Annotated in this window: 13 protein-coding genes; 3 read left to right on the top strand and 10 right to left on the bottom strand. The window is 73.3% G+C overall.

Annotated features, from left to right (window positions below; genetic code table 11):
- Positions 1 to 35: 35 nt before the first annotated feature.
- From ilvC to IF55_RS15300, 5 genes are all read right to left on the bottom strand, one after another.
- Positions 36 to 1,034 (bottom strand): ketol-acid reductoisomerase, encoded by a 999-nt coding sequence (gene ilvC, locus IF55_RS15320; RefSeq protein WP_048831993.1) that lies wholly within the window; start codon positions 1,032 to 1,034, stop codon positions 36 to 38.
- A gap of 107 nt (positions 1,035 to 1,141) precedes the next feature.
- The gene (gene ilvN / locus IF55_RS15315) at positions 1,142 to 1,666 is read right to left on the bottom strand and encodes an acetolactate synthase small subunit (protein ID WP_030884677.1); all 525 of its coding nucleotides are present in this window, start codon (positions 1,664 to 1,666) and stop codon (positions 1,142 to 1,144) included.
- 50 nt (positions 1,667 to 1,716) lie between these two features.
- Positions 1,717 to 3,609 carry an acetolactate synthase large subunit gene (locus IF55_RS15310; RefSeq protein WP_030884673.1) on the bottom strand — a complete coding sequence of 631 codons (1,893 nt, stop codon included), beginning with the start codon at positions 3,607 to 3,609 and terminating at the stop codon, positions 1,717 to 1,719.
- A 210-nt stretch (positions 3,610 to 3,819) separates the two neighbouring features.
- Positions 3,820 to 6,807: a putative bifunctional diguanylate cyclase/phosphodiesterase gene (locus IF55_RS15305; RefSeq protein ID WP_030884670.1), complete on the bottom strand. Its 2,988-nt coding sequence runs from the start codon at positions 6,805 to 6,807 to the stop codon at positions 3,820 to 3,822.
- Positions 6,808 to 6,994: 187 nt separating this feature from the next.
- Positions 6,995 to 7,957: a 2-hydroxyacid dehydrogenase gene (locus IF55_RS15300; RefSeq protein ID WP_030884666.1), complete on the bottom strand. Its 963-nt coding sequence runs from the start codon at positions 7,955 to 7,957 to the stop codon at positions 6,995 to 6,997.
- A gap of 75 nt (positions 7,958 to 8,032) precedes the next feature.
- Here IF55_RS15300 and IF55_RS15295 point away from each other — a divergent pair, with 75 nt between their 5' ends.
- The 3 genes from IF55_RS15295 (at position 8,033) to IF55_RS39745 (ending at position 10,749) form a co-directional block, all read left to right on the top strand.
- Entirely contained in the window at positions 8,033 to 9,025 is a 993-nt protein-coding gene (locus tag IF55_RS15295) for an aldo/keto reductase (protein WP_078644427.1), read from the top strand.
- Between the two features lie 296 nt (positions 9,026 to 9,321).
- Complete coding sequence (locus IF55_RS15290; RefSeq protein WP_030884660.1) at positions 9,322 to 10,482, top strand: PQQ-dependent sugar dehydrogenase; 1,161 nt, start codon at positions 9,322 to 9,324, stop codon at positions 10,480 to 10,482.
- 102 nt (positions 10,483 to 10,584) lie between these two features.
- Positions 10,585 to 10,749, top strand: coding sequence for a DUF6191 domain-containing protein (locus IF55_RS39745; RefSeq protein WP_037965648.1), 165 nt, complete (start codon positions 10,585 to 10,587; stop codon positions 10,747 to 10,749).
- A 53-nt stretch (positions 10,750 to 10,802) separates the two neighbouring features.
- Here the strand turns inward: IF55_RS39745 and IF55_RS15285 are convergent, their stop codons facing one another.
- The 5 genes from IF55_RS15285 to IF55_RS15265 all read right to left on the bottom strand — a co-directional run bounded on the left by IF55_RS15285 (position 10,803) and on the right by IF55_RS15265 (position 19,661).
- Entirely contained in the window at positions 10,803 to 13,889 is a 3,087-nt protein-coding gene (locus tag IF55_RS15285; RefSeq protein WP_030884656.1) for a helix-turn-helix transcriptional regulator, read from the bottom strand.
- 42 nt (positions 13,890 to 13,931) lie between these two features.
- On the bottom strand, positions 13,932 to 14,189 hold the full coding sequence (locus IF55_RS15280; RefSeq protein ID WP_030884654.1) for a hypothetical protein: 258 nt from the start codon (positions 14,187 to 14,189) through the stop codon (positions 13,932 to 13,934).
- A gap of 218 nt (positions 14,190 to 14,407) precedes the next feature.
- Positions 14,408 to 15,115 (bottom strand): hypothetical protein, encoded by a 708-nt coding sequence (locus IF55_RS39370; protein ID WP_051776178.1) that lies wholly within the window; start codon positions 15,113 to 15,115, stop codon positions 14,408 to 14,410.
- Between the two features lie 58 nt (positions 15,116 to 15,173).
- Positions 15,174 to 17,321 carry a phosphocholine-specific phospholipase C gene (locus tag IF55_RS15270; protein ID WP_030884647.1) on the bottom strand — a complete coding sequence of 716 codons (2,148 nt, stop codon included), beginning with the start codon at positions 17,319 to 17,321 and terminating at the stop codon, positions 15,174 to 15,176.
- A gap of 285 nt (positions 17,322 to 17,606) precedes the next feature.
- On the bottom strand, positions 17,607 to 19,661 hold the full coding sequence (locus IF55_RS15265) for an ABC transporter ATP-binding protein (RefSeq protein WP_037965644.1): 2,055 nt from the start codon (positions 19,659 to 19,661) through the stop codon (positions 17,607 to 17,609).
- Between the last annotated feature and the right edge of the window lie 6 nt (positions 19,662 to 19,667).

The raw sequence follows: 19,667 nt of genomic DNA, 5'->3' as shown, positions 1-19,667 counted from the left end.
GCGGCGCGGGCCCGCGGGGCCCGCGCCGAGCGGACTCATGCCTCGTCGTCGACCCAGCTCATGAGCTTGCGGAGCTTCTTGCCGGTGGTCTCCAGCAGGTGGTCCTCGTCGGCCTTCTTGTACTCGTTGTACTTCGGCAGACCGGCGTTGTACTCGGCCATCCAGTTCTTGGCGAAGGTGCCGTCCTGGATCTCGCCGAGGATCTTCTTCATCTCGGCCTTGGTCTGGTCGTTCACGATCCGCGGGCCGCTGATGTAGTCGCCCCACTCGGCGGTCTCGGAGATCGACCAGCGCATCTTCTCCAGGCCGCCCTCGTACATGAGGTCCACGATCAGCTTCAGCTCGTGGAGGCACTCGAAGTACGCGATCTCGGGCTGGTAGCCCGCCTCGACCAGGGTCTCGAAGCCGGCCTTGACCAGCGCCGACGCGCCGCCGCACAGCACGGCCTGCTCGCCGAAGAGGTCGGTCTCGGCCTCCTCGGTGAAGGTCGTCTTGATGACGCCGGCGCGGGTGCCGCCGATGCCCTTCGCGTACGAGAGGGCCAGCGCCAGGCCGTCGCCGGCCGGGTCCTGCTCGACGGCCACGATGCACGGCACGCCGCGGCCCTCCTCGTACTGGCGGCGGACCAGGTGGCCCGGGCCCTTCGGGGCGACCATGGCGACGGTGACATCGGCCGGCGGCTTGATGAAGCCGTAGCGGATGTTGAGGCCGTGGCCGAAGAAGAGGGCGTCGCCCGCCTTGAGGTTGTCCTTGACGGACTCCTCGTAGATCTTGGCCTGGATGGGGTCCGGCACCAGGATCATGATGACGTCGGCCTCGGCGGCCGCCTCGGCGACGGGGACCACGCGCAGCCCCTGCTCCTCGGCCTTCACCTTGGACTTGGAGCCCTCGTGCAGCCCGACGCGGACGTCGACGCCCGAGTCGCGCAGCGACAGCGCGTGGGCGTGGCCCTGGCTGCCGAAGCCCAGAACCGCGACCTTCCGGTTCTGGATGATGGACAGGTCGGCGTCGTCGTCGTAGAACAGCTCGGCCACTTCGGGTATCTCCTTGGAACTAGCTGGTTGCCCACACAGTACGTCGGGCGAGGGGAGGAAGGTTCGGGGGTCTCGCGATGCGGTCGGCGCGCCGCGCGACGGCGCCGTCAGGCGCTGCGGTCCAGGGAGCGCAGGCTCCGGTCGGTGATGGAACGGGCGCCGCGCCCTATGGCGATGGTGCCGGACTGCACCAACTCCTTGATGCCGAACGGCTCCAGCATCTTGAGCATGGCGGACAGCTTCTCGGCGCCTCCGGTGGCCTCGATGGTGACGGCCTCCGGGGAGACGTCCACGGTCTTGGCGCGGAAGAGCTGGACGATCTCGACGATCTGCGAGCGGGTCTCGTTGTCGGCGCGCACCTTCACCAGCACGAGCTCGCGCTGGATGGCGGCGTGGTCCTCCAGCTCGACGATCTTGAGCACGTTGACGAGCTTGTTGAGCTGCTTGGTGACCTGCTCCAGCGGCAGCGTCTCGACATTGACCACGATGGTGATGCGGGAGATGTCGGGGTGCTCCGTGACGCCCACGGCGAGCGAGTCGATGTTGAAGCCGCGGCGGGAGAACAGGGCGGCGATCCGGGCGAGGATGCCGGGGGTGTTCTCCACCAGGACGGAGAGGGTGTGCTTGGTCATGGGCTCGGTCTCTCTTCTTCTTCGGCCTGCTTCGGCGCTGTCCCGGCGGTTCAGTCGTCTTCGTTGTCGCCGAAGTCCGGGCGGATGCCCCGGGCGGCCATGACCTCGTCGTTGGAGGTGCCGGCGGCGACCATCGGCCAGACCATGGCGTCCTCGTGGACGATGAAGTCCACGACGACCGGGCGGTCGTTGATGGCGTTGGCCTTCTCGATGACCGCGTCGAGCTGGCCGGGGCTCTCGCAGCGCAGCCCCACGCACCCCATGGCCTCGGCGAGCTTCACGAAGTCCGGGACGCGGGTGCCGTGGGTCTCGGCGGAGCTGCTGCCCACGTTGCTGCTCAGGCCGGCGTTGGTCTTGCCGTTGTGCAGGACGGTGTTGGAGTAGCGCTGGTTGTAGAAGAGGGTCTGCCACTGGCGGACCATCCCGAGCGCGCCGTTGTTGATGATCGCGACCTTGATCGGGATGTTGTTCAGCGCGCAGGTGACCAGCTCCTGGTTGGTCATCTGGAAGCAGCCGTCGCCGTCGATCGCCCAGACCGTGCGGTCCGGCCGGCCGGCCTTGGCGCCCATGGCGGCCGGCACCGCGTACCCCATGGTCCCGGCGCCGCCGGAGTTGAGCCAGGTGGCGGGCTGCTCGTAGTCGATGAAGTGGGAGGCCCACATCTGGTGCTGGCCGACGCCGGCCGCGTAGATGGTGCCCTCGGGGGCCAGCTCGCCGACGCGCTGGATGACCTGCTGCGGGGAGAGGCTGCCGTCTTCCGGCAGGTCGTAGCCGAGCGGGTAGGTCTCGCGCCACCGGTTCAGGTCGCTCCACCAGGCGCCGTAGCGCTCCTCGGCGGCCGCCCCGAGGTGGCCCTCCTCGTGCTCGGCCTGGACGGCGACGACCAGGTCGGCGATGACCTCGCGGGCGTCCCCGACGATCGGCACGTCGGCGGCGCGGTTCTTGCCGATCTCGGCGGGGTCGATGTCCGCGTGCACGATCTTGGCGTGCGGGGCGAACGAGTCGAGCTTGCCGGTGACCCGGTCGTCGAAGCGCGCGCCGAGCGCCACGATCAGGTCGGACTTCTGGAGCGCGGTGACGGCGGTGACCGAACCGTGCATCCCGGGCATCCCGACATGCTGCGGGTGGCTGTCGGGAAACGCGCCCAGCGCCATGAGGGTGGTGGTGACGGGCGCGCCGGTCAGCTCGGCCAGCACTTTCAGCTCGGCGGTGGCCCCCGCCTTCAGGACGCCGCCGCCGACGTAGAGCACCGGGCGCCGGGCCTCGCTGATCAGCCGGGCGGCCTCGCGGATCTGCTTGGCGTGCGGCTTGGTGACGGGCCGGTAGCCCGGCAGGTCGGCCTGGGGCGGCCAGACGAAGGTCGTACGGGCCTGGAGCGCGTCCTTGGCGATGTCGACGAGGACCGGGCCGGGGCGGCCGGTGGACGCGACGTGGAACGCCTCCGCGATGGTCCGGGGGATCTCGGCGGGGTCCGTGACCAGCCAGTTGTGCTTGGTGATCGGCATTGTGATGCCGCAGATGTCCGCCTCCTGGAAGGCGTCCGTGCCGATCGAGGCGGAGGCGACCTGGCCGGTGATGGCGACGAGCGGCACCGAGTCCATGTGGGCGTCGGCGATCGGGGTGACGAGGTTGGTGGCGCCGGGGCCCGAGGTGGCCATGCAGACCCCGACCTTGCCGGTGGCCTGCGCGTATCCGGTGGCGGCGTGGCCCGCGCCCTGCTCGTGGCGGACGAGGACGTGGCGGACCTTGGCGGAGTCCATCATCGGGTCGTACGCGGGGAGGATCGCGCCCCCGGGGATGCCGAACACGGTGTCCGCCCCTACCTCCTCCAGCGAGCGAATGAGGGCCTGCGCGCCCGTGACGTGCTCGACGGTGGCGGCCTGCGCCCCGCCGGAACGGGCTCGCGGCTGCGGATGGTGGGCCCCGGTGGCCTGCTCGGTCATCGATTTCTCTTCTCGAAAGATGAGGGATTTTGGGGGGATCTGCGGGTGTCGGTGCAACAAAAAACCCCTCGTGCCAGGTGGCAAGCGAGGGGAGCGCGTCGGGAGGAATCCGCGGGGCCTTCGTGGTGGCCCTGCTCAGCCGACGCGCTGTCCAAGTACGAGAATTCGGGTGCGCATGGGACCGACCCTCTCCCTCGCGCACCGAAGGTGTCAAGCGGGTGGGACGGAGGTCTCACTATGTGAGCGCAAGGGCGGATGTGCGAGCGAACCCGCCCCGCCCCGCGCGGCACCGGCCCGGACCGGCAGCGGGGCGCCCACCAGCGCGTGATCGCGGTCCTCGGGCAGCTCCGTCCACAGCCCGCCCGGCACCGGATAGTCGCCGCGCTCCAGGGCGCGCCGCAGCCGGTGCTCGTCGAGCGGCCCGGAGAAGGCCATGCCCAGGCCGTGCGTGCACCCCATGGCGCGCAGCGCGCAGACCTGTTCGGGCCGGTCGACGCCGTCCGCCACCGTCTGGAGGCCGAGGTCGGCGGCGATCCGCAGCAGCCCCGAGGTGATCTTGTGCAGCCGGGCGGACTCGACGACGCCGTCGACCAGCCCGCGGTCCAGCTTCACCACGTCGATGGGGAGCCGGCGCAGCGCGCTGATGGCCGCGTACCCGCTGCCGAAGCCGTCGAGGGCGATCCGCATGCCGAGCCGGCGCAGCGCCACCAGGCGGTGCTCCAGCTCGTCCAGGGGCACCCGCGGGTCGCCGCCGGACAGCTCCAGGATCAGCGCCCCGGACGGCAGCCGGTGCCGGGTCAGCAGCGCCTCGACGCTCTTGGGCGGCAGCGCCTTGTCCATCAGCCGGCTCGCGGACAGCCGTACGAACACGGGCACGCTGTGTCCGGCCCGGTACCGCTGCGCGGCCTGCTCCACCGCCTCTTCCAGCATCCAGCGGCCCAGCTCCGCGACGCGCGCGCCGCCGCCCCCGCCGCGGCCGTCGTCCGCCGCCCGCATGAACTCGGCCGGGGTGAAGAGGATGCCCTGGGACGAGCGCCAGCGGGCCTGGGCGCCCACCGCCGTGACCCGCCCGCTGCCCAGCTCCACGACGGGCTGGTGCAGCAGGGCGAACTCGCCCTCGTGCAGCGCCGTGCGCAGCCGCGTGGCCAGCTCGGCGCGGCGCACCACCTCGGCCTGCATCTGCGGCGCGTACATCTCGACGCGGCCCTTGCCGGCCTGTTTGGCGCGGTACATCGCGAGGTCGGCGTTGCGCATCAGTTCGCCGGGGGTGATGCCCGGCTCCGCGAAGGCGACGCCGATGCTGGCGGCGACGCGGACCTCCGTGCCCCCCTCGACCTTGTAGGGCTGGGAGAGTCTCAGCCGGAGCCGGTCGGCGATCTCGTACATGCGGTACTCGCGGGCCGCGTGGTCGCGGGTGCCGTCGCCCAGGATGAGCGCGGCGAACTCGTCGCCCCCGAACCGGGCCGTGCTGTCCCCGGCCCGTACGGACTCCTGGAGCCGGCGGGCCGCGCTGACCAGCAGTTCGTCGCCTGCCTGGTGCCCGACGGTGTCGTTCACCGCCTTGAAGCCGTCGAGGTCGATGAAGAGCACGGCGGTGCCCGCGTCGGTGGCGCGGCGGCCGCTCAGCGCCTGCTTGACCTTTCTGGTGAACAGCGCCCGGTTGGGCAGGTCGGTCAGCGGGTCGTGCTCGGCGTTGTGCTGTAACTGGGCCTGGAGACGCACCCGTTCGGTGACGTCCCGGCTGTTGAAGATGAGGCCGCCGTGGTGCCGGTTGACCGTCGACTCGACATTGAGCCAGTCGCCCGTGCCGGAGCGGAAGCGGCACTCGATACGGGTGTTGGGCTCCTCGGCCGGCGGCGCGGCGAGGAACCGGCGCACTTCATGGACCACCCGGCCGAGGTCCTCGGGATGTATGAGCGCGGCCAGCTCGGAGCCGATCAGCTCGTCCGCGTCGCGCCCGTAGACGCCCGCGGCGGCGGGGCTGACGTAGCGCAGTATCCCCGTGGGCGCGGCGATCATGATGACGTCGCTGGACCCCTGCACCAGGGAGCGGAAGTGGTTCTCCTTGTGGGCCAGCTCCTGGGTGAGGGAGATGTTGTCCAGCAGCATGATGCCCTGCCGGACCACGAGGGCCAGCACGACCGTACAGCCCGTGAAGAGCACGACGCGGTCGATGCGGCGGCCGTCGAGGACGTTGTAGAGGATGCCCAGCGTGCAGACGGCGGCCGCGAGATACGGCGTGAGGGCCGCCAGGGAGCCCGAGATGGGGCGTCCGGAGTGGTGGGTCACCCGGCCCGGCGACGGGGCCCGCGCGGCCTCGTCGCGGGCCACCCACGGCGCGTACGCCATCAGCATGGAGCCGGCGAACCAGCCGGCGTCGAGGATCTGCCCGGAGCGGTAGTGCTCGCGCAGCAGGGGCGAGGTGAACAGCGCGTCGCACAGCACGGTGAGGGCGAGCGCGGCGATGGCCGTGTTGACGGCGGAGCGGTTGGCGGACGTGCGCCGGAAGTGCAGCGCCAGCACCATGGAGACCAGCACGATGTCCAGCAGCGGGTAGGCGAGCGAGAGCGCCGCCTGGGCCACGCTCTCGCCCCGGAAGTGCGCGGTGTGGGCGAGCGCGAGGCTCCAGGAGAGGGTGAGCAGCGAGCCGCCGATGAGCCAGGCGTCCAGGGCCAGGCAGACCCAGCCCGCGCGGGTGACCGGCCGCTTGGCGAGCACCAGCAGCCCGACGATCGCGGGCGGCGCGAAGAGCAGGAAGCAGAAGTCGGCGAGGGACGGGCTCGGCACGGGCGCCTTGAGCACGACCTCGTACCAGCCCCAGACGGCGTTGCCGAAGCCGGCCATGCCGGAGGAGGCCGCGAACAGGAGCCAGGCGGGTCGAAAGCGGCTGCTGCGCCTGCGCCAGTACCAGAAGCAGGAGGCGCAGGCGAGGACGGCGGCGCCGCTGAGCCCGAAGTCGCCCATGAACAGGGCTGCTTCGGGCGAACCCCAGCCGAATGCCGCCCCTGTGGCGTATCCGCCGCATACCAGGGCGAGGAGGAGCTGCGGCAGCAGCCCGGCGGCGCCGCGCGCCGGCTGCCGGGGCAGTGCCACGCCCGAGGCGGCGCTCACCGCGCGGCCGTCCCGCGCCACGGAATCCGGTCCGCCGCGCGGCAGTGTCGTGATGAGTGAACGCTGTGCGTCGGGTGGTTCGTCCATAGGCCGTGCATCGCCCGTCGCCCCCCTTGAGTTCCGGTCCTTCGCTGCCGCCGTACGGTGCCCGGCGCAGCCCCCGCTCGGGACGATACACCAGACTCGTCACTCAGGGACATAGCTTATCTACACAGCGTGACTACCAGCGGGGTTGCGGACACCGGGCGCATGCGGACGGTACCTGTGCGTGGCCTCAGGTAGCGGTAGCCACGACGTTCAGCACCGGATCTCCGTCGGCGAACCGCCGCAACTGCTCGCGCAGGATCTTCTTGGCCCGCGGCGCGAAGGCCGACGACGGGCCGCCCACGTGCGGCGTGATGAGCACGCCGGGCGAGCTCCACAGCGGGTGCCCGGCGGGCAGCGGCTCCGGGTCGGTGACATCGAGGGCGGCCCGCAGCCGGCCGCTGCCCGTCTCGGCCAGCAGCGCCTCGGTGTCGACGATCCGGCCGCGCGCGATGTTCACCAGGAGCGCGCCGTCCTTCATCCGCGCGAGGAAGGCCGCGCCGGCGAGGTGGCGGGTCTCGTCGGTGAGGGGCGTCGCGAGGATCACGACATCGGCGTCGGGCAGGAGTTCGGGCAGGTCGGTGAAGGCGTGCACCGGCCCGCGCGCGGTGGTACGGGCGGAGCGCGCGACGCGCGTCACCCGCTCGCACTCGAACGGCGCGAGCCGGTCCTCGATCGCGGCGCCGATCGCGCCGTAGCCGACGATGAGCACGCGCTTGTCGGCGAGCGCCGGCCGGAACCCCTGCCGCCACTCCCCCGCGTCCTGGGCGCGCACGAAGTCGGGCACACCGCGCAGGGAGGCCAGGATGAGGGTCAGCGCGAGCTCCGCCGTGCTCGTGTCGTGCAGGCCGCGGGCGTTGCACAGCCGCGCGCCCGCCGGGAGGTCCGGGACGGCGGGCAGCATGTGCTCGACGCCCGCGGTGAGCGTCTGCACCACCCGTACGCCCGTCATCCGCGGCAGCGGCCGCAGGCACACCTCGGGCTTCTTGAGGTACGGGACGGCGTAGAACGCGCAGCGGGCCGGGTCGGTGGGGAACTCCGCCTCGCCGTCCCACCGCGCGTAGTCCAGTTCCTCGGGGAGTCCGTCGATCTCCTCGGCCGGCACGGGGAGCCAGGCCAGCGGGCGGGCGAAGCCGTCGTCATCTGCGCTCATGACATGAGGCTATGCGAAACGCCCCGGTCGGCAGAGGTTAGTTTGGGTGGCCGGGAACGGGAGGGGTAAGGCCAGGTGGAGCGCAGGAGAATCGGCGCGTCGGCGCTCGAAGTGGGCGCGATCGGCCTCGGCTGCATGCCCATGCACTGGGCGTACACCGCCTCGCAGCAGAGCGGCGAGGGCGCGCTGCGGGCCGTGCACGCCGCGCTGGACGCGGGCGTGAACCTGCTGGACACCGCCGACATGTACGGGCCGTTCACCAATGAGCTGCTGTTGGGGCGGGTGCTGCGGCAGCGGCGCCCGGACGTCTTCGTCTCCACCAAGTGCGGGCTGCTCGTCGGCGAGCAGCACATCGTGGCCAACGGCCGCCCCGGCTATGTGAAACGCGCCTGCGACGCGTCGCTGCGGCGGCTCCAGACCGACGCCATCGACCTGTACCAGTTGCACCGGCCCGACCCCGAGGTGCCGATCGAGGAGACCTGGGGGGCGATGGCGGAACTGGTCGCGGCCGGCAAGGTCCGCTCGCTGGGGCTGTGCGCCGTGGGTGCGCGGGCGCACCGGCGGGCGGGCGGCGGCCTGTACGACACCACGATCCGTCAGTTGGCGCGCCTCCAGCAGGTCTTCCCGGTGAGCTGTGTGCAGGCCGAGCTGTCGGTGTGGTCGCCGGAGGCGCTGGACGCGCTGGTGCCGTGGTGCGCGGCGCGGGGCGTCGGCGTGCTGGCGGCGATGCCGCTGGGCAACGGCTTCCTCAGCGGGACGCTGACGCCGGGGCAGGGGTTCGAACCGGACGACGTACGGGCCCGGCATCCGCGCTTCACGGCCGAGATGATGGCCGCGAACCAGCCGATCGTGGCGGGGCTGCGGCGGGTCGCCGAGCGGCATGGGGCGACGGCGGCGCAGGTGGCGCTGGCGTGGGTGCTGGCGCAGGGCCCGCACGTGGTGCCGGTGCCGGGGACGAAGAAGGAGCGGTGGGCGGTGCAGAACGCGGGCGCCGCCGGACTGCGGCTGACGCATGAGGACTTCGCGGAGATCTCGGCCCTGCCGCCGGTACGGGACTCCTGGGCCTGAGACCGGCTTTTGTGGCTGACGGGGCGGCCGGGGAGGGGCACACCCTGGGAGGTCTCCTGTGGGGGGCTTCTGTGGGCGGCTCCTGGGGGCGTACGCCGGAGTGTGGCGCGTACGGCCGCGTGAAGTCGGCCAGTACGGCCCAGGCGGCCCGTACGGCACGGGGCGGTCGGCACCGGCGGCCCGTACGGCCCAGGCGGCCCGTGCGGCACCGGCGGCCGGGGCGCGTGCCGGGACCCCGCCGCGACCCCGGTGTATAAGGAACAGGACCGCGTTCCGCCCCGGCGAGAGGATTCACCGTGCGACGCATCACCGTCACCGCCGCGCTGGCCACCGCCTCCCTGCTGCTCGTAGGAGGCTGCTCCTCGGGGGGCGACGGCTTCCCCGGCGAGCGCAGGGCCACCGGTCCCGCGGGCAGCGGCTCCCCTTCCGGGGACGGCGCTTCGGCGGCGGCCGTCGCGCCCGCCAAGGGCTCGGTCCGGGTGGAGCGTACGGTCGCCACCAAGCTCAAGTCCCCTTGGGGGCTCGCGCCGCTGCCCGGCGGAGATCTGCTGGTCTCCTCCCGCGACACCGGGAAGATCCTCCGGGTGAGCGCCAAGGACGGCGGCCAGACGGAGCTGGGCACCGTGCCGGGCGTCGCGGCGGCGGGCGAGGGGGGCCTCCTGGGCATCGCGCTCTCCCCGGACTACGGCTCGGACCACATGGTGTACGCCTACTTCACCACCGACTCCGACAACCGCGTCGCCCGCATGTCCTACGACGAGAAGAAGCCGGCCGGCAGCCGGCTCGGGGCGCCGGACACGGTCTTCCGCGGTATCCCGAAGGGTTCGAACCACAACGGCGGGCGGATCGCGTTCGGCCCGGACAAGATGCTGTACGTGGGTACGGGCGAGAGCGGGCAGCGCGACCTCGCGCAGGACGAGAAGTCCTTCGGCGGGAAGATCCTGCGGATGACGCCCGACGGCCGGCCCGCCGAGGGCAACCCCCGCCCGGACTCGGTGATCTACACGCTCGGCCACCGCAATGTGCAGGGCCTCGCCTGGGACGCGGACAAACGGCTGTGGGCCAGCGAGTTCGGCCAGGACACCTGGGACGAGCTGAACCTCGTCGAACCGGGCAAGAACTACGGCTGGCCGCTCGTCGAGGGCAAGGGCGACAGGAGCGGCTACGTGGCACCGGTCGAGCAGTGGAAGACGTCGGAGGCGTCCCCCAGCGGCCTGGCCTACGCCAAGGGCTCGCTGTGGATGGCGGGGCTGCGCGGCGAGCGGCTGTGGCGCGTGCCCCTCAACGGCGCGCGGCCGGTGGCCGAGCCGCAGTCCTTCCTGGAGAAGAAGTACGGGCGGCTGCGCACGGTCGTCCCCACGGACGACGGCGGCCTGTGGCTGACCACGAGCGACACCGACGGCCGCGGCGACCCGACGGGCGACGACGACCGCCTCCTCCGCCTGTCGGTCACCTGACCCGGAGGGCCACTACCTGACCAGGGCTTTCGTCGTCCCGGCGCGTTTCCCGGCCACCGCCGTACAATGTACGAGGGGACCACCACTCCAACGGGGGTTCAGATGTTCAACATCTTCGAAGCGATCTTCGCTCCTGGCCGCAAGCACACCGAGGAAGAGCGCAACCGCCTGGAGCTGACCCGCGAGGACGTCGGCGACGGCTCCTCCGGCCACGGCCCCATAGACCTCGACTCGGGCCACGTCGTCATACGGCCACAGGAACACTGACCCGGGCCCGGGACGAGCGCCCGGGCGGGTGCCGGACGTCCCCGCCCGTCCGCTCAAGCGTTCTCCGGAGCGCCGAACAGGCGCAGCCGGTGCGCCAGCGCGCCCGCCTCGCCGCGCCCCGACACGCCCAGCTTCGCCAGGATGTTGGAGACGTGCACGCTCGCCGTCTTCGGCGAGATGAACAGTTCCTCGGCTATCCGCCGGTTGCTGCGGCCCGCCGCGACGAGCCGCAGGACATCGCGCTCGCGGGGCGTCAGGCCGAACGACTCGGCCGGATCATCGACAGGACCAGCGGGAGGCGCCGGGGCGGCGGGCTCCGCGGCCGGCGGCCCCTCCAACGGCAGCCGGGCGCGGGCGGCCAACTGCTCCAGATCCTCGCGCAGTGGCCGGGCGCCGAGCGCGGCGGCGACAAAATGGGCCCGCGCCAGCAGCCCGGCCGCCTGTTCCCGGGCCGCGCCGCCGCCCTCGGCGAGCAGCGCCTCCGCCCACCGGTGGCGGGCCCGCGCCAGCTCGTAGGGCCGCTCCAGCGGCTCCAGGGCGTCGGCCGCCGCCATCCAGCGCGCGGGGTCGCCGATGCCCTCCGCCCGCCGGACCTCGGCCTCCAGCAGCAGGGCATGGGCCTGCCAGAGCGGCACCGGCTGGGCCGTCGCCTTCGCCGCCCGTCTGATCCGGCGCAGGGTCTCCGCCCGGCCCGCGTCGGCGCGCGGCAGCCCCCGCGCGTCGGCCTCGGCGGTGGCGGCGGCGAGGAGCAGCGGCCAGACGTAGGGCGCGGCGGTGGGCGGGAGCCCGATCTCGGACGCCTCGTCCAGTACCGCGCGGACCTCCTCGATCCGGCCGCGCGCGGCGGCGAGTTCGAGGGTGTAGCGCGCGAGGGCGAGGGTGTGCTGCGGCTGCGGGTCGTGCCGGCCGTAGTGCTCGCGGGCGGTGGCCAGCTCGCGCTCGGCCGTCGCCCAGTCGCCCCGGGCCAGCGCGATCTTGGTGAGCCGGCCGGCGGCGGTGCCGCGCGGCTTGGCGGTCCGGGCGAGCCGGCGGGTCTCCAGCGCCGCCCGCTCCGCCTCGTCCCAACGCCCCAGCGAGAAGAGTGCGTTGGCCTGGTTCGCGACCACCCATGCCTGTGCGTCGGGCAGGCCGAAGCCGGTCAGTACCTCGATGCCCTCGACCGTCGCCTCGACGGCCTCCGCCGACCGGCCGACGCTCTCCAGCGCGGAGGCCAGGTTGGTGTAGCAGCGCCCCAGGACGCCGATGTGGCTCAGCACGCCGGCGCGGCCGAGCTCGACGACGCGGTCGCGGACCGCGCGCATCTCGGCGAGTCCGCCCGTCACGTCCCCGGCCTCGGCCGTGAGCCCGCCCAGCGTGAGGCGCGCGTTCAGCTCGATGCCCTCCGCTCCGACGAGCCGGGCGAACTCGACGGCGCGCTCCGCCTTGGCGAAGGTCTCCGGCCCGGGGGTGTGGGTCGCGGCCAGGGCCGCGGCCAGCGCCAGCACCTCGGCGTGCACGGGGGACGGCGGCAGTCCGCGCACCAGTTCCTGGGCCCGGTCCAGCTCGGCCCGGCCGTCGCCGCGGGCCAGCCCTTCCATCTGTTTGGCGCGCTGGTTCCAGAACCAGGCGGCCCGCAGCGGGGCGCGGTCCTCGTCCAGGTCGCGCAGCGCCTGCTTGCTGACGGTCAGCGCGCGCTCCTGCTCGCCCGAGAGGTGGGCGGCGACGACGATCTCGGCCAGCAGGTCGAGGTGGCGCGGCGGCTCGCCGGCGCGGCGGGCGGGGTAGCCGTCGGCGTGGTCGAAGGGCCGCTGGGCCTCGCGGACGGCGACCGGGGCGATCTCCCACAGCTCCAACGCCCGGTCCAGCAGTCGCAGTTGTTCGGCGTAGGCGTAGCGGCGCCGGGAGTGCACGGCCGCTTCGAGGGTGGCGGGCAGCGCCTTCGCCGGGTCGTGCGCGTGGTACCAGTAGCTGGCGAGGCGGGCGGGGCGCTCCTCCGCCCGTACGAGCGCGGGGTCGGCCTCCAGGGCGTGCGCGTAGCGCCGGTGGAGGCGGGAGCGCTCGCCGGGCAGCAGGTCGTCGCCGACGGCCTCGCGGACCAGGGAGTGCCGGAAGCGGTAGCCGTCGCCGTCGGGGGTGGGGAGCAGGATGCCGGCGCCGACGGCGGCCCGCAGGGCCTCGATGAGGGCGTCCTCGTCGAGGCCGGCGACCGCGCGGAGCAGGTCGTACTCGACGGCGGAGCCGCCCTCGGCGGCGGCGCGCACCACGGCCTGGGCGTCCCCCGGCAGCGCTTCGACGCGGACGAGCAGCAGCTCGCGCAGTGATTCGCTGAGTGATTCGCCGCGCGGTCCGCCGGGGCCGGGGCCGTCCTCGTCGGCGAGGGAGCGGGCCAGCTCCTCCACGAAGAAGGCGTTGCCGTCGGAGCGCTCGAAGACGCGGTCGAGCAGCGGGCGGCCGGGCCGGCGCCCCGTGATCCCGGTGAGCTGGTCGCCCACCTCGGCGCGGGTGAAGCGCGGCAGCTCGACGCGGCGGACCGTGCGCATCCGGTCCAGCTCGGCGAGGAAGGGCCGCAGCGGGTGGCGGCGGTGGAGGTCGTCGGAGCGGTAGGTGGCGACGATGACGAGGCGGGCGTGGGCGAGGGAGCGGAGGAGGTAGCCGAGCAGTTCGCGGGTGGAGCGGTCGGCCCAGTGCAGGTCTTCGAGGGCGACGACGAGGGTGCGGTCGGCGGCGAGCCGCTCCAGCAGCCGGGCGGTCAGCTCGAAGAGCCGGGCGCGGCCGTCCTCGCCGCGCGACTCGGGGGAGGTCTCGCCCAGCTCGGGCAGCAGCCGGGCCAGTTCGCCCTCCTGGCCCGCGGCGGCCTCGGCGAGGGCGTCCCCGAGCTGTCGGCGCAGGGCGCGCAGGGCGGTGGAGACGGGGGCGAACGGCAGGCCGTCGGCGCCGAGCTCCACGCAGCCGCCGACCGCGGTGACGGCGTCGGCCGCGCGGGCGGCGGCCAGGAACTCCTCGATGAGGCGGGTCTTCCCGACGCCTGCCTCACCGCCGACGAGCAGCGCCTGCGGCTCGCCCGCGGCGGCGCGGTCGAGCGCGTCGGCGAGCGCCGCGAGTTCCGCGGCGCGGCCGACGAACACCGGGCTGACAGAGGTGGTCCGCACATCGCCGAGCATCGCACAGCCCACTGACATCCCGGCCGGCCGAACGCCCGGCGCTCACGCGGTCGCCCGGCGCACGCGGGCGCCGCCGGGCCCTCGGACCGTACGGCTCAGGCTCACCCACCTCGTCCGCCGCGTCCGTCCCGTCCGCCTCACCCGCCTCGCCCGGCCGCCGTCGCGCCCGCGGCCCGCGTCGGGCCGGGCGGCGCGGCGGACGGCGGCACGCAACCGGCGGGCCTCCTTGAGGAGGCGCTGCCGGGCGGCCTCGTGGCGGAGTTCGGCGGCGCGGCGCTCGTGCAGTTCGTAGTGGAACATCGTGCGTCTCCCTGGTGGGACGGTTTCTCGCGGTACGAGAAGCCTCGTCCCCCAGGGAGGCCCGGCGCATCGGGAAAGTGCCGCATCTCCGGCGCCGAGGGGGCCTTAGCCGAGGGGCCTTGGAAGAGCCGAAGTGGCCTTAGAAGACCCCCTTTTCGGGGCCTCGGGGCCTCGGGGCCTCGGGGCCTCCCCCTCATGAAGGGCCGGGGCGCACGGGGTCAGCGGCCGCCGGTGGCGGGGAGCTTCGGGAGGGCGCCGAAGAGGTCGAAGTACATGCCCGCCGAGATCAGTACGCCGATGACGCCGAGCGCCACTCCGCCCCAGGCGACGGCCCGGATCCAGAGGGCCAGTGGGCCGGCCGGGGAGGTGCGGGGGCGGGAGGCGAGGGTGGCGGCGGCGATGATCACGGCGATGAGCGCGAAGACGCCGTTGACGAGGGCGGTGGTGTGCCAGGGGGCGCCGTAGACCATGCCGATCTGGTCGGCCGAGCCGCCCGACTGGACCTTGATCTGCCCGGTGAGGGTCTTGCGTTCGGCGAGCAGGGTGCCGAGCCAGGTGCCGCTCAGGGAGGCGAAGCCGAGGGCCGCGGAGACGACGGCCGCGGCCCCGGCGACCACGCCGGAGGGGGCCGGCCGTACGGCGGTCTCCTCGGGTGTCTCCTCGTCCTCGCGAGCGTCCTCCCGAGCGTCCGCCTCGCCGGACCCGTCCCGCTCCTCGCCGGACCCGTCCCGCTCCTCGGCGGAACCGCCGGTCTCGGAGTCCCGGTCGGCGTCGAAGGCCGTCTCGGTGACCTCGGAGACGCTTCCCCCGGCAGCACCCTCCTTCTTCGCGGCATCCTCCTTCGAGACCAGGGGCGTCTCATCGGCCGGGCCCTCCGCCTCGGCGTCGGTCTTGGCTGTCTTGGTCTTGGTGCTGTCGGTGTCCATGGCCGCACACCGTAGGGGTACTTTCTGAGAGCCGTCTGAGCGTCGCCGGAGACGGGGCTCAGCCCGTGACCGATTCCTTCCCGTTCTCGATGTGGCCCATCAGCCGCCGCCGGAACGTCGCGTCCTCCTTGACGGTCAGCCGCAGGTCGTACCAGCCGTGCGCCCGCGCCGCCGAGTAGGGCAGGGTGCGGCTGCGGCCGGGTGCGAGGGTGACGGTCCGGGGGCCGGCGTAGCCGTACGCGTCGACGCTCAGCGTGAGCGTCAGCGGCGCGCTGCCCCGGTTGTCCAGGGTCAGGTGCAGTTCGCGCCGCCGGGTGTCGACGGTGGTGCGCAGGTGCAGTCCGGCGGCGGCGCCGCGGTCGGTTCCGGCGAATTCGCGGCGGAAGCCGTTGGGGCCGGTGAGGGTGAAGTCGTACGCGCCCTTGGCGACCGGTACGTCCCAGGTGTCCGTCCCCAGCACGTCGCGGTGGCGCGGGGTCGCGTACTCGCCCGCGTACGGGTAGAGCGCGAAGTGCGCGCTCGCCGCACCCGTGTTGCGCAGCGCGAGGCGGAACGTGCCCGCCGCGCGGTCGTACGCGCCGTGGGCGTCGGGCTGGTAGGGCAGCGGCCGGGCGGGCCGGACGCCCTCCTCCTGGCGCGGCATCCTCTGGTCGGCCGGCGGCTTGGGGTTCCAGCGGCCGGTGAACGGGGGGATCGGGCCGGGGCGGTCGACGGCCGGTCGGGGCCGGCCGCGCGAGAAGTCGAAGGCGCTGGTCAGGTCGCCGCACACGGTGCGCCGCCACGCGCTGATGTTGGGTTCGCGCACGCCCAGCCAGCGCTCCAGGAAGCGGGTGATGGAGGTGTGGTCGAACACCTGGGAGCAGGCGTAGCCGCCCACCGTCCAGGGCGAGATGACGATCATGGGGACGCGGATGCCGAGGCCCACGGGGTGGTTCTTCCAGAACTCGTCCTTGGTGCCGTCCGGCGGCACGGGCGGCGGCACGTGGTCGAAGAAGCCGTCGTTCTCGTCGTACGTGAGGAAGAGGGCGGTGTGCCGCCAGACGTCCGGGTTCTTGCCGAGCGCGTCGAGGACCTTGTAGACGATGGTGGCGCTGGCGATCGGCGAGGACGAGCCGGGGTGCTCGGAATCGACGGCCGACGGGACGATGTAGGAGACCTTGGGGAGGTTGCCGGAGGCGACGTCGGCGGCGAAGGCGGTGGCGGTGGAGCCGGGTTCGCCGCGGTGCAGGGCGCGCCGGTAGAGGCTGCGTTCGTCGGCGGTCAGGGCGGCCACGCCCTCGGCGAGCAGTTGCTCCAGCTTCGCCCGTCCGGCGGTGTCGGCGGCGGCCAGCTTGCCGTAGTAGGCGGTCATGTTGTGCACGCCGTCGACCTTGGCGAGGGCCTTGCGGGCGATCGCCTTGAAGCTCGCGTAGAACTCCAGGTTGTTGTCGGTGAAGTTGTCCCACTCCTGGTAGACCTGCCAACTGTGGCCGGCCCGCTGGAGCCGCTCGGCGTAGGTGGTCCACGTGTAGCCGGGGTGGGTGTCCTCGTTGTACGCGTCGTTGCCGACGGCCCGCCCGCCGCCGCCCGGCTCGAAGCCGGTCCAGCCGCTGACCAGGTGGTTGCGGTTGGGGCTGGTGGACGAGTGGATGGCGGAGTGGTAGGCGTCGCAGACCGTGAAGGTGTCGGCGAGTTCGTAGTGCAGCGGCACGTCGGCGCGGTCGTAGTGGGCCATGGTGGCGGCGGTCTTGGCGGTGACCCAGCCGTCCATCCAGCCGCCGCGCCACGCCTTGCCGCCGCCGTCCCAACTGTGGTCGAGCGCCCCGATGTACTGGAGGTCCTTCTTCTGCGCGGCGGCGGCGTCGCGGACGGCGAAGGGCAGGACGGTGCCGTTGCCGAGCCGTCCGGGCTGCTCGAAGACGCTGCGGCCGTTCGGGAGCTTGATGGCGTTGCGGTCGGCGTAGCCGCGTACGCCCCGGAGCGCGCCGAAGTAGTGATCGAAGGAACGATTCTCCTGCATCAGCACGACCACATGCCGGATGTCGCCCAGCCCGCCGCGCCGGCCGCCCCGCCCGGCCGCCAGCGCTTCCGGCCCGGCCCCCAGCGCCGCCGGCTCGGCCGCCAGCGCCTGCTGGAGCGACGGCGGCAGTAGGGACCCCGCCGCCCCCACGGCGGCGGCGCCCGCGCCGAGTGTCAGTGCGCGTCTACGCGTTATCTCGGAAGACAAGCTCGACCTCCCAGTCGATGGCCAATGGTCCGGTGCTGTGCCATTGGAGACTCGGGGGGAACGTAGCGACGGCAGGTGGACGGGGGAAGACCGCACGACGACGCGGCGGTGACGAACGGCCGGAACTGGACGCCAGCCCTCCGGGCGGCAGTGCCGAGGTGCGCGGAACGTGCGAACAGCGGCCGTACGAGTAAGGGGTGGCCTCCATGGGAGGTCGCCCCTTACTTCCCACGCCCCGCCGGGCTTCCTACGCCCCGCCGGACGTCCCACGCCCCGCCGGACTTCCTACGCCCCGGCAGCGCCGGGCCCCGCCGGCACCAGCGGGAAGTGGCAGGCCACCCGGTGGCCCGCCGCCGTCGGTTCCGCGGGCGGGGGTTCCGTGGTGGCGCAGATGTCCTGGGCGATGGGGCAGCGGGTGCGGAAGCGGCAGCCGGAGGGCGGCGCGGCGGCCGAGGGAGTCTCGCCGCCGAGCGGGGTGCCGGTGGGCTCGGCCGTCGGGTCGGGCTCGTTGACCGTGTCGAGCAGCCCGCGCGTATAGGGGTGCAGCGGGGTGCCGAAGACCGCCTCGGCGGGGCCGGTCTCCACGAGCTTGCCGAGGTACATCACGCCGACCGTGTCGGCCAGGTACCGCACCACGGCGAGGTCGTGGGAGATGAACAGGTAGGTCAGGCCCTTGTCGCGTTGCAGGTCGCGCATCAGGTTGAGGATCTGCGCCTGCACGGACACGTCGAGGGCGGAGACGGGTTCGTCGGCGACGACGAGGGCGGGGCTCAGCGCCAGCGCCCGTGCGAGGCCGAGGCGCTGGCGCTGGCCGCCGGAGAACTCGTGCGGGTAGCGGTCCACGGCCCCGCGCGGCAGCCCGACCTCGTCGAGGAGTTCGGCGATGCGCGCGTCCTGGGCGGCCCGGTCGCCGATGCCCTGGATGACGAGCGGTTCGCGCAGGATGGCGCCGACGCGCGAGCGCGGGTCCATGGAGGCGTACGAGTCCTGGAACATGAGCTGCACCTCCCTGCGGTGCGCGCGCAGTTCCTTGCGGCCGAGGGCGGTGATGTCCTGGCCCTCGAAGCGGATCTCGCCGCCGGTGGGCGCCTCCAGGCCGACGACCATCCGGCCGAGGGTGGACTTGCCGCAGCCGGACTCGCCGACGATGCCGAACGTCTCGCCGCGCTTGACGGTCAGCGAGACCCCGGCCACCGCGCTGACGGCGGCGGCGCCCTTGCGACGCGCGAACGGCCCGCTGTTCAGCGGGTACTCCTTGGCGACCTCGCGCAGCGTGAGCAGCGACTCGTCGGTGCGTACGGGCGCGGCCTCGGGCGCCGGCGGCACGACCTCGGCGACGGGGTCGGTCTCCGGGTCGACGGGGTGGAAGCAGGCGAAGGCGTGCTCCCCGCCGCCCTCCCCCGGGTCGAGGGCGTCCGTGAGCTCCGGCTCCGCCGCCCGGCACTCGTCCGTGGCGAAGGCGCAGCGCGGCGCGAAGCGGCACCCGGTGGGCCGTACGACCAGGGACGGCGGGAGGCCCGGGATGGTGGCGAGCGGCTGCGACTCGTCGGCGGCGCGCTCGGGCAGGGCGGCGAAGAGCGCCTGGGTGTAGCGGTGCCGAGGAGCCGCGAAGAGGGGGCGTACGCCCGCCCGTTCGGCGACCTTGCCCGCGTACATGACGGCGACCTTGTCGACGCGCTTGGCGATCACGCCGAGGTCATGGGTGACCAGGATCATCGCCATGCCGAGGCGGTCGCGCAGCTCGTCGATGAGTTCGAGGATCTGGTGCTGGGTGGTGACGTCCAGGGCGGTGGTGGGCTCGTCGGCGATGAGCAGCTTGGGTTCGCAGACCAGGGCCATGGCGATGGCGACGCGCTGCCGCATGCCGCCACTGAGCTGGTGCGGGTAGTTCTTCATCCGCTCGCCGGGCTGCGGCATGCCGACCAACCGCAGGGTCTCCTCCGCCTTCCGCCACGCCTCGGCCTTGGTGGCGCCGGTGTGCAGCACCAGCGGCTCGGCGACCTGGGCGCCGATGGTCATGGTGGGGTTGAGGGAGGTGAGCGGGTCCTGGAAGACCATGCCGATGGTGTTGCCGCGTACGTCGCGCAGGACGGGCTGGGCGGCGGCGGCCAGGTCGGTGCCGTCGAAGAGGACGCGCCCGCCGGTGATGCGCCCCCCGTTGGGGAGGAGCCCGAGCACGGACAGGGCGGTCATGGTCTTGCCGCAGCCGGACTCCCCGACGATGCCGAGGGCTTCGCCCGGCGCGAGGTCGAGGTCGACGCCGTCGAGGGCGTGCACGGTGCGGGCGCGGGAGGCGATCTCGACGTGCAGGTCTTCGATGGTCAGGAGCTTGTCGGTCATGGTGGT

The organism is Streptomyces varsoviensis (genome assembly GCF_000718635.1).
In the GTDB taxonomy this organism is placed as follows: Bacteria; Actinomycetota; Actinomycetes; order Streptomycetales; family Streptomycetaceae; genus Streptomyces; species Streptomyces varsoviensis.
The sequence above is the reverse complement of the archived record's forward strand: the minus strand, read 5'-3'. Positions and strand labels throughout refer to the sequence as shown.

Coding starts and splice junctions, on each gene's coding strand:
- ilvN (WP_030884677.1), bottom strand. CDS start 1,666: ATGACCAAGCACACCCTCTCCGTCCTGGTGGAGAACACCCCCGGCATC.
- IF55_RS15310 (WP_030884673.1), bottom strand. CDS start 3,609: ATGACCGAGCAGGCCACCGGGGCCCACCATCCGCAGCCGCGAGCCCGT.
- IF55_RS15305 (WP_030884670.1), bottom strand. CDS start 6,807: ATGGACGAACCACCCGACGCACAGCGTTCACTCATCACGACACTGCCG.
- IF55_RS15300 (WP_030884666.1), bottom strand. CDS start 7,957: ATGAGCGCAGATGACGACGGCTTCGCCCGCCCGCTGGCCTGGCTCCCC.
- IF55_RS39745 (WP_037965648.1), top strand. CDS start 10,585: ATGTTCAACATCTTCGAAGCGATCTTCGCTCCTGGCCGCAAGCACACC.
- IF55_RS15285 (WP_030884656.1), bottom strand. CDS start 13,889: ATGCTCGGCGATGTGCGGACCACCTCTGTCAGCCCGGTGTTCGTCGGC.
- IF55_RS15280 (WP_030884654.1), bottom strand. CDS start 14,189: ATGTTCCACTACGAACTGCACGAGCGCCGCGCCGCCGAACTCCGCCAC.
- IF55_RS39370 (WP_051776178.1), bottom strand. CDS start 15,115: ATGGACACCGACAGCACCAAGACCAAGACAGCCAAGACCGACGCCGAG.
- IF55_RS15265 (WP_037965644.1), bottom strand. CDS start 19,661: ATGACCGACAAGCTCCTGACCATCGAAGACCTGCACGTCGAGATCGCC.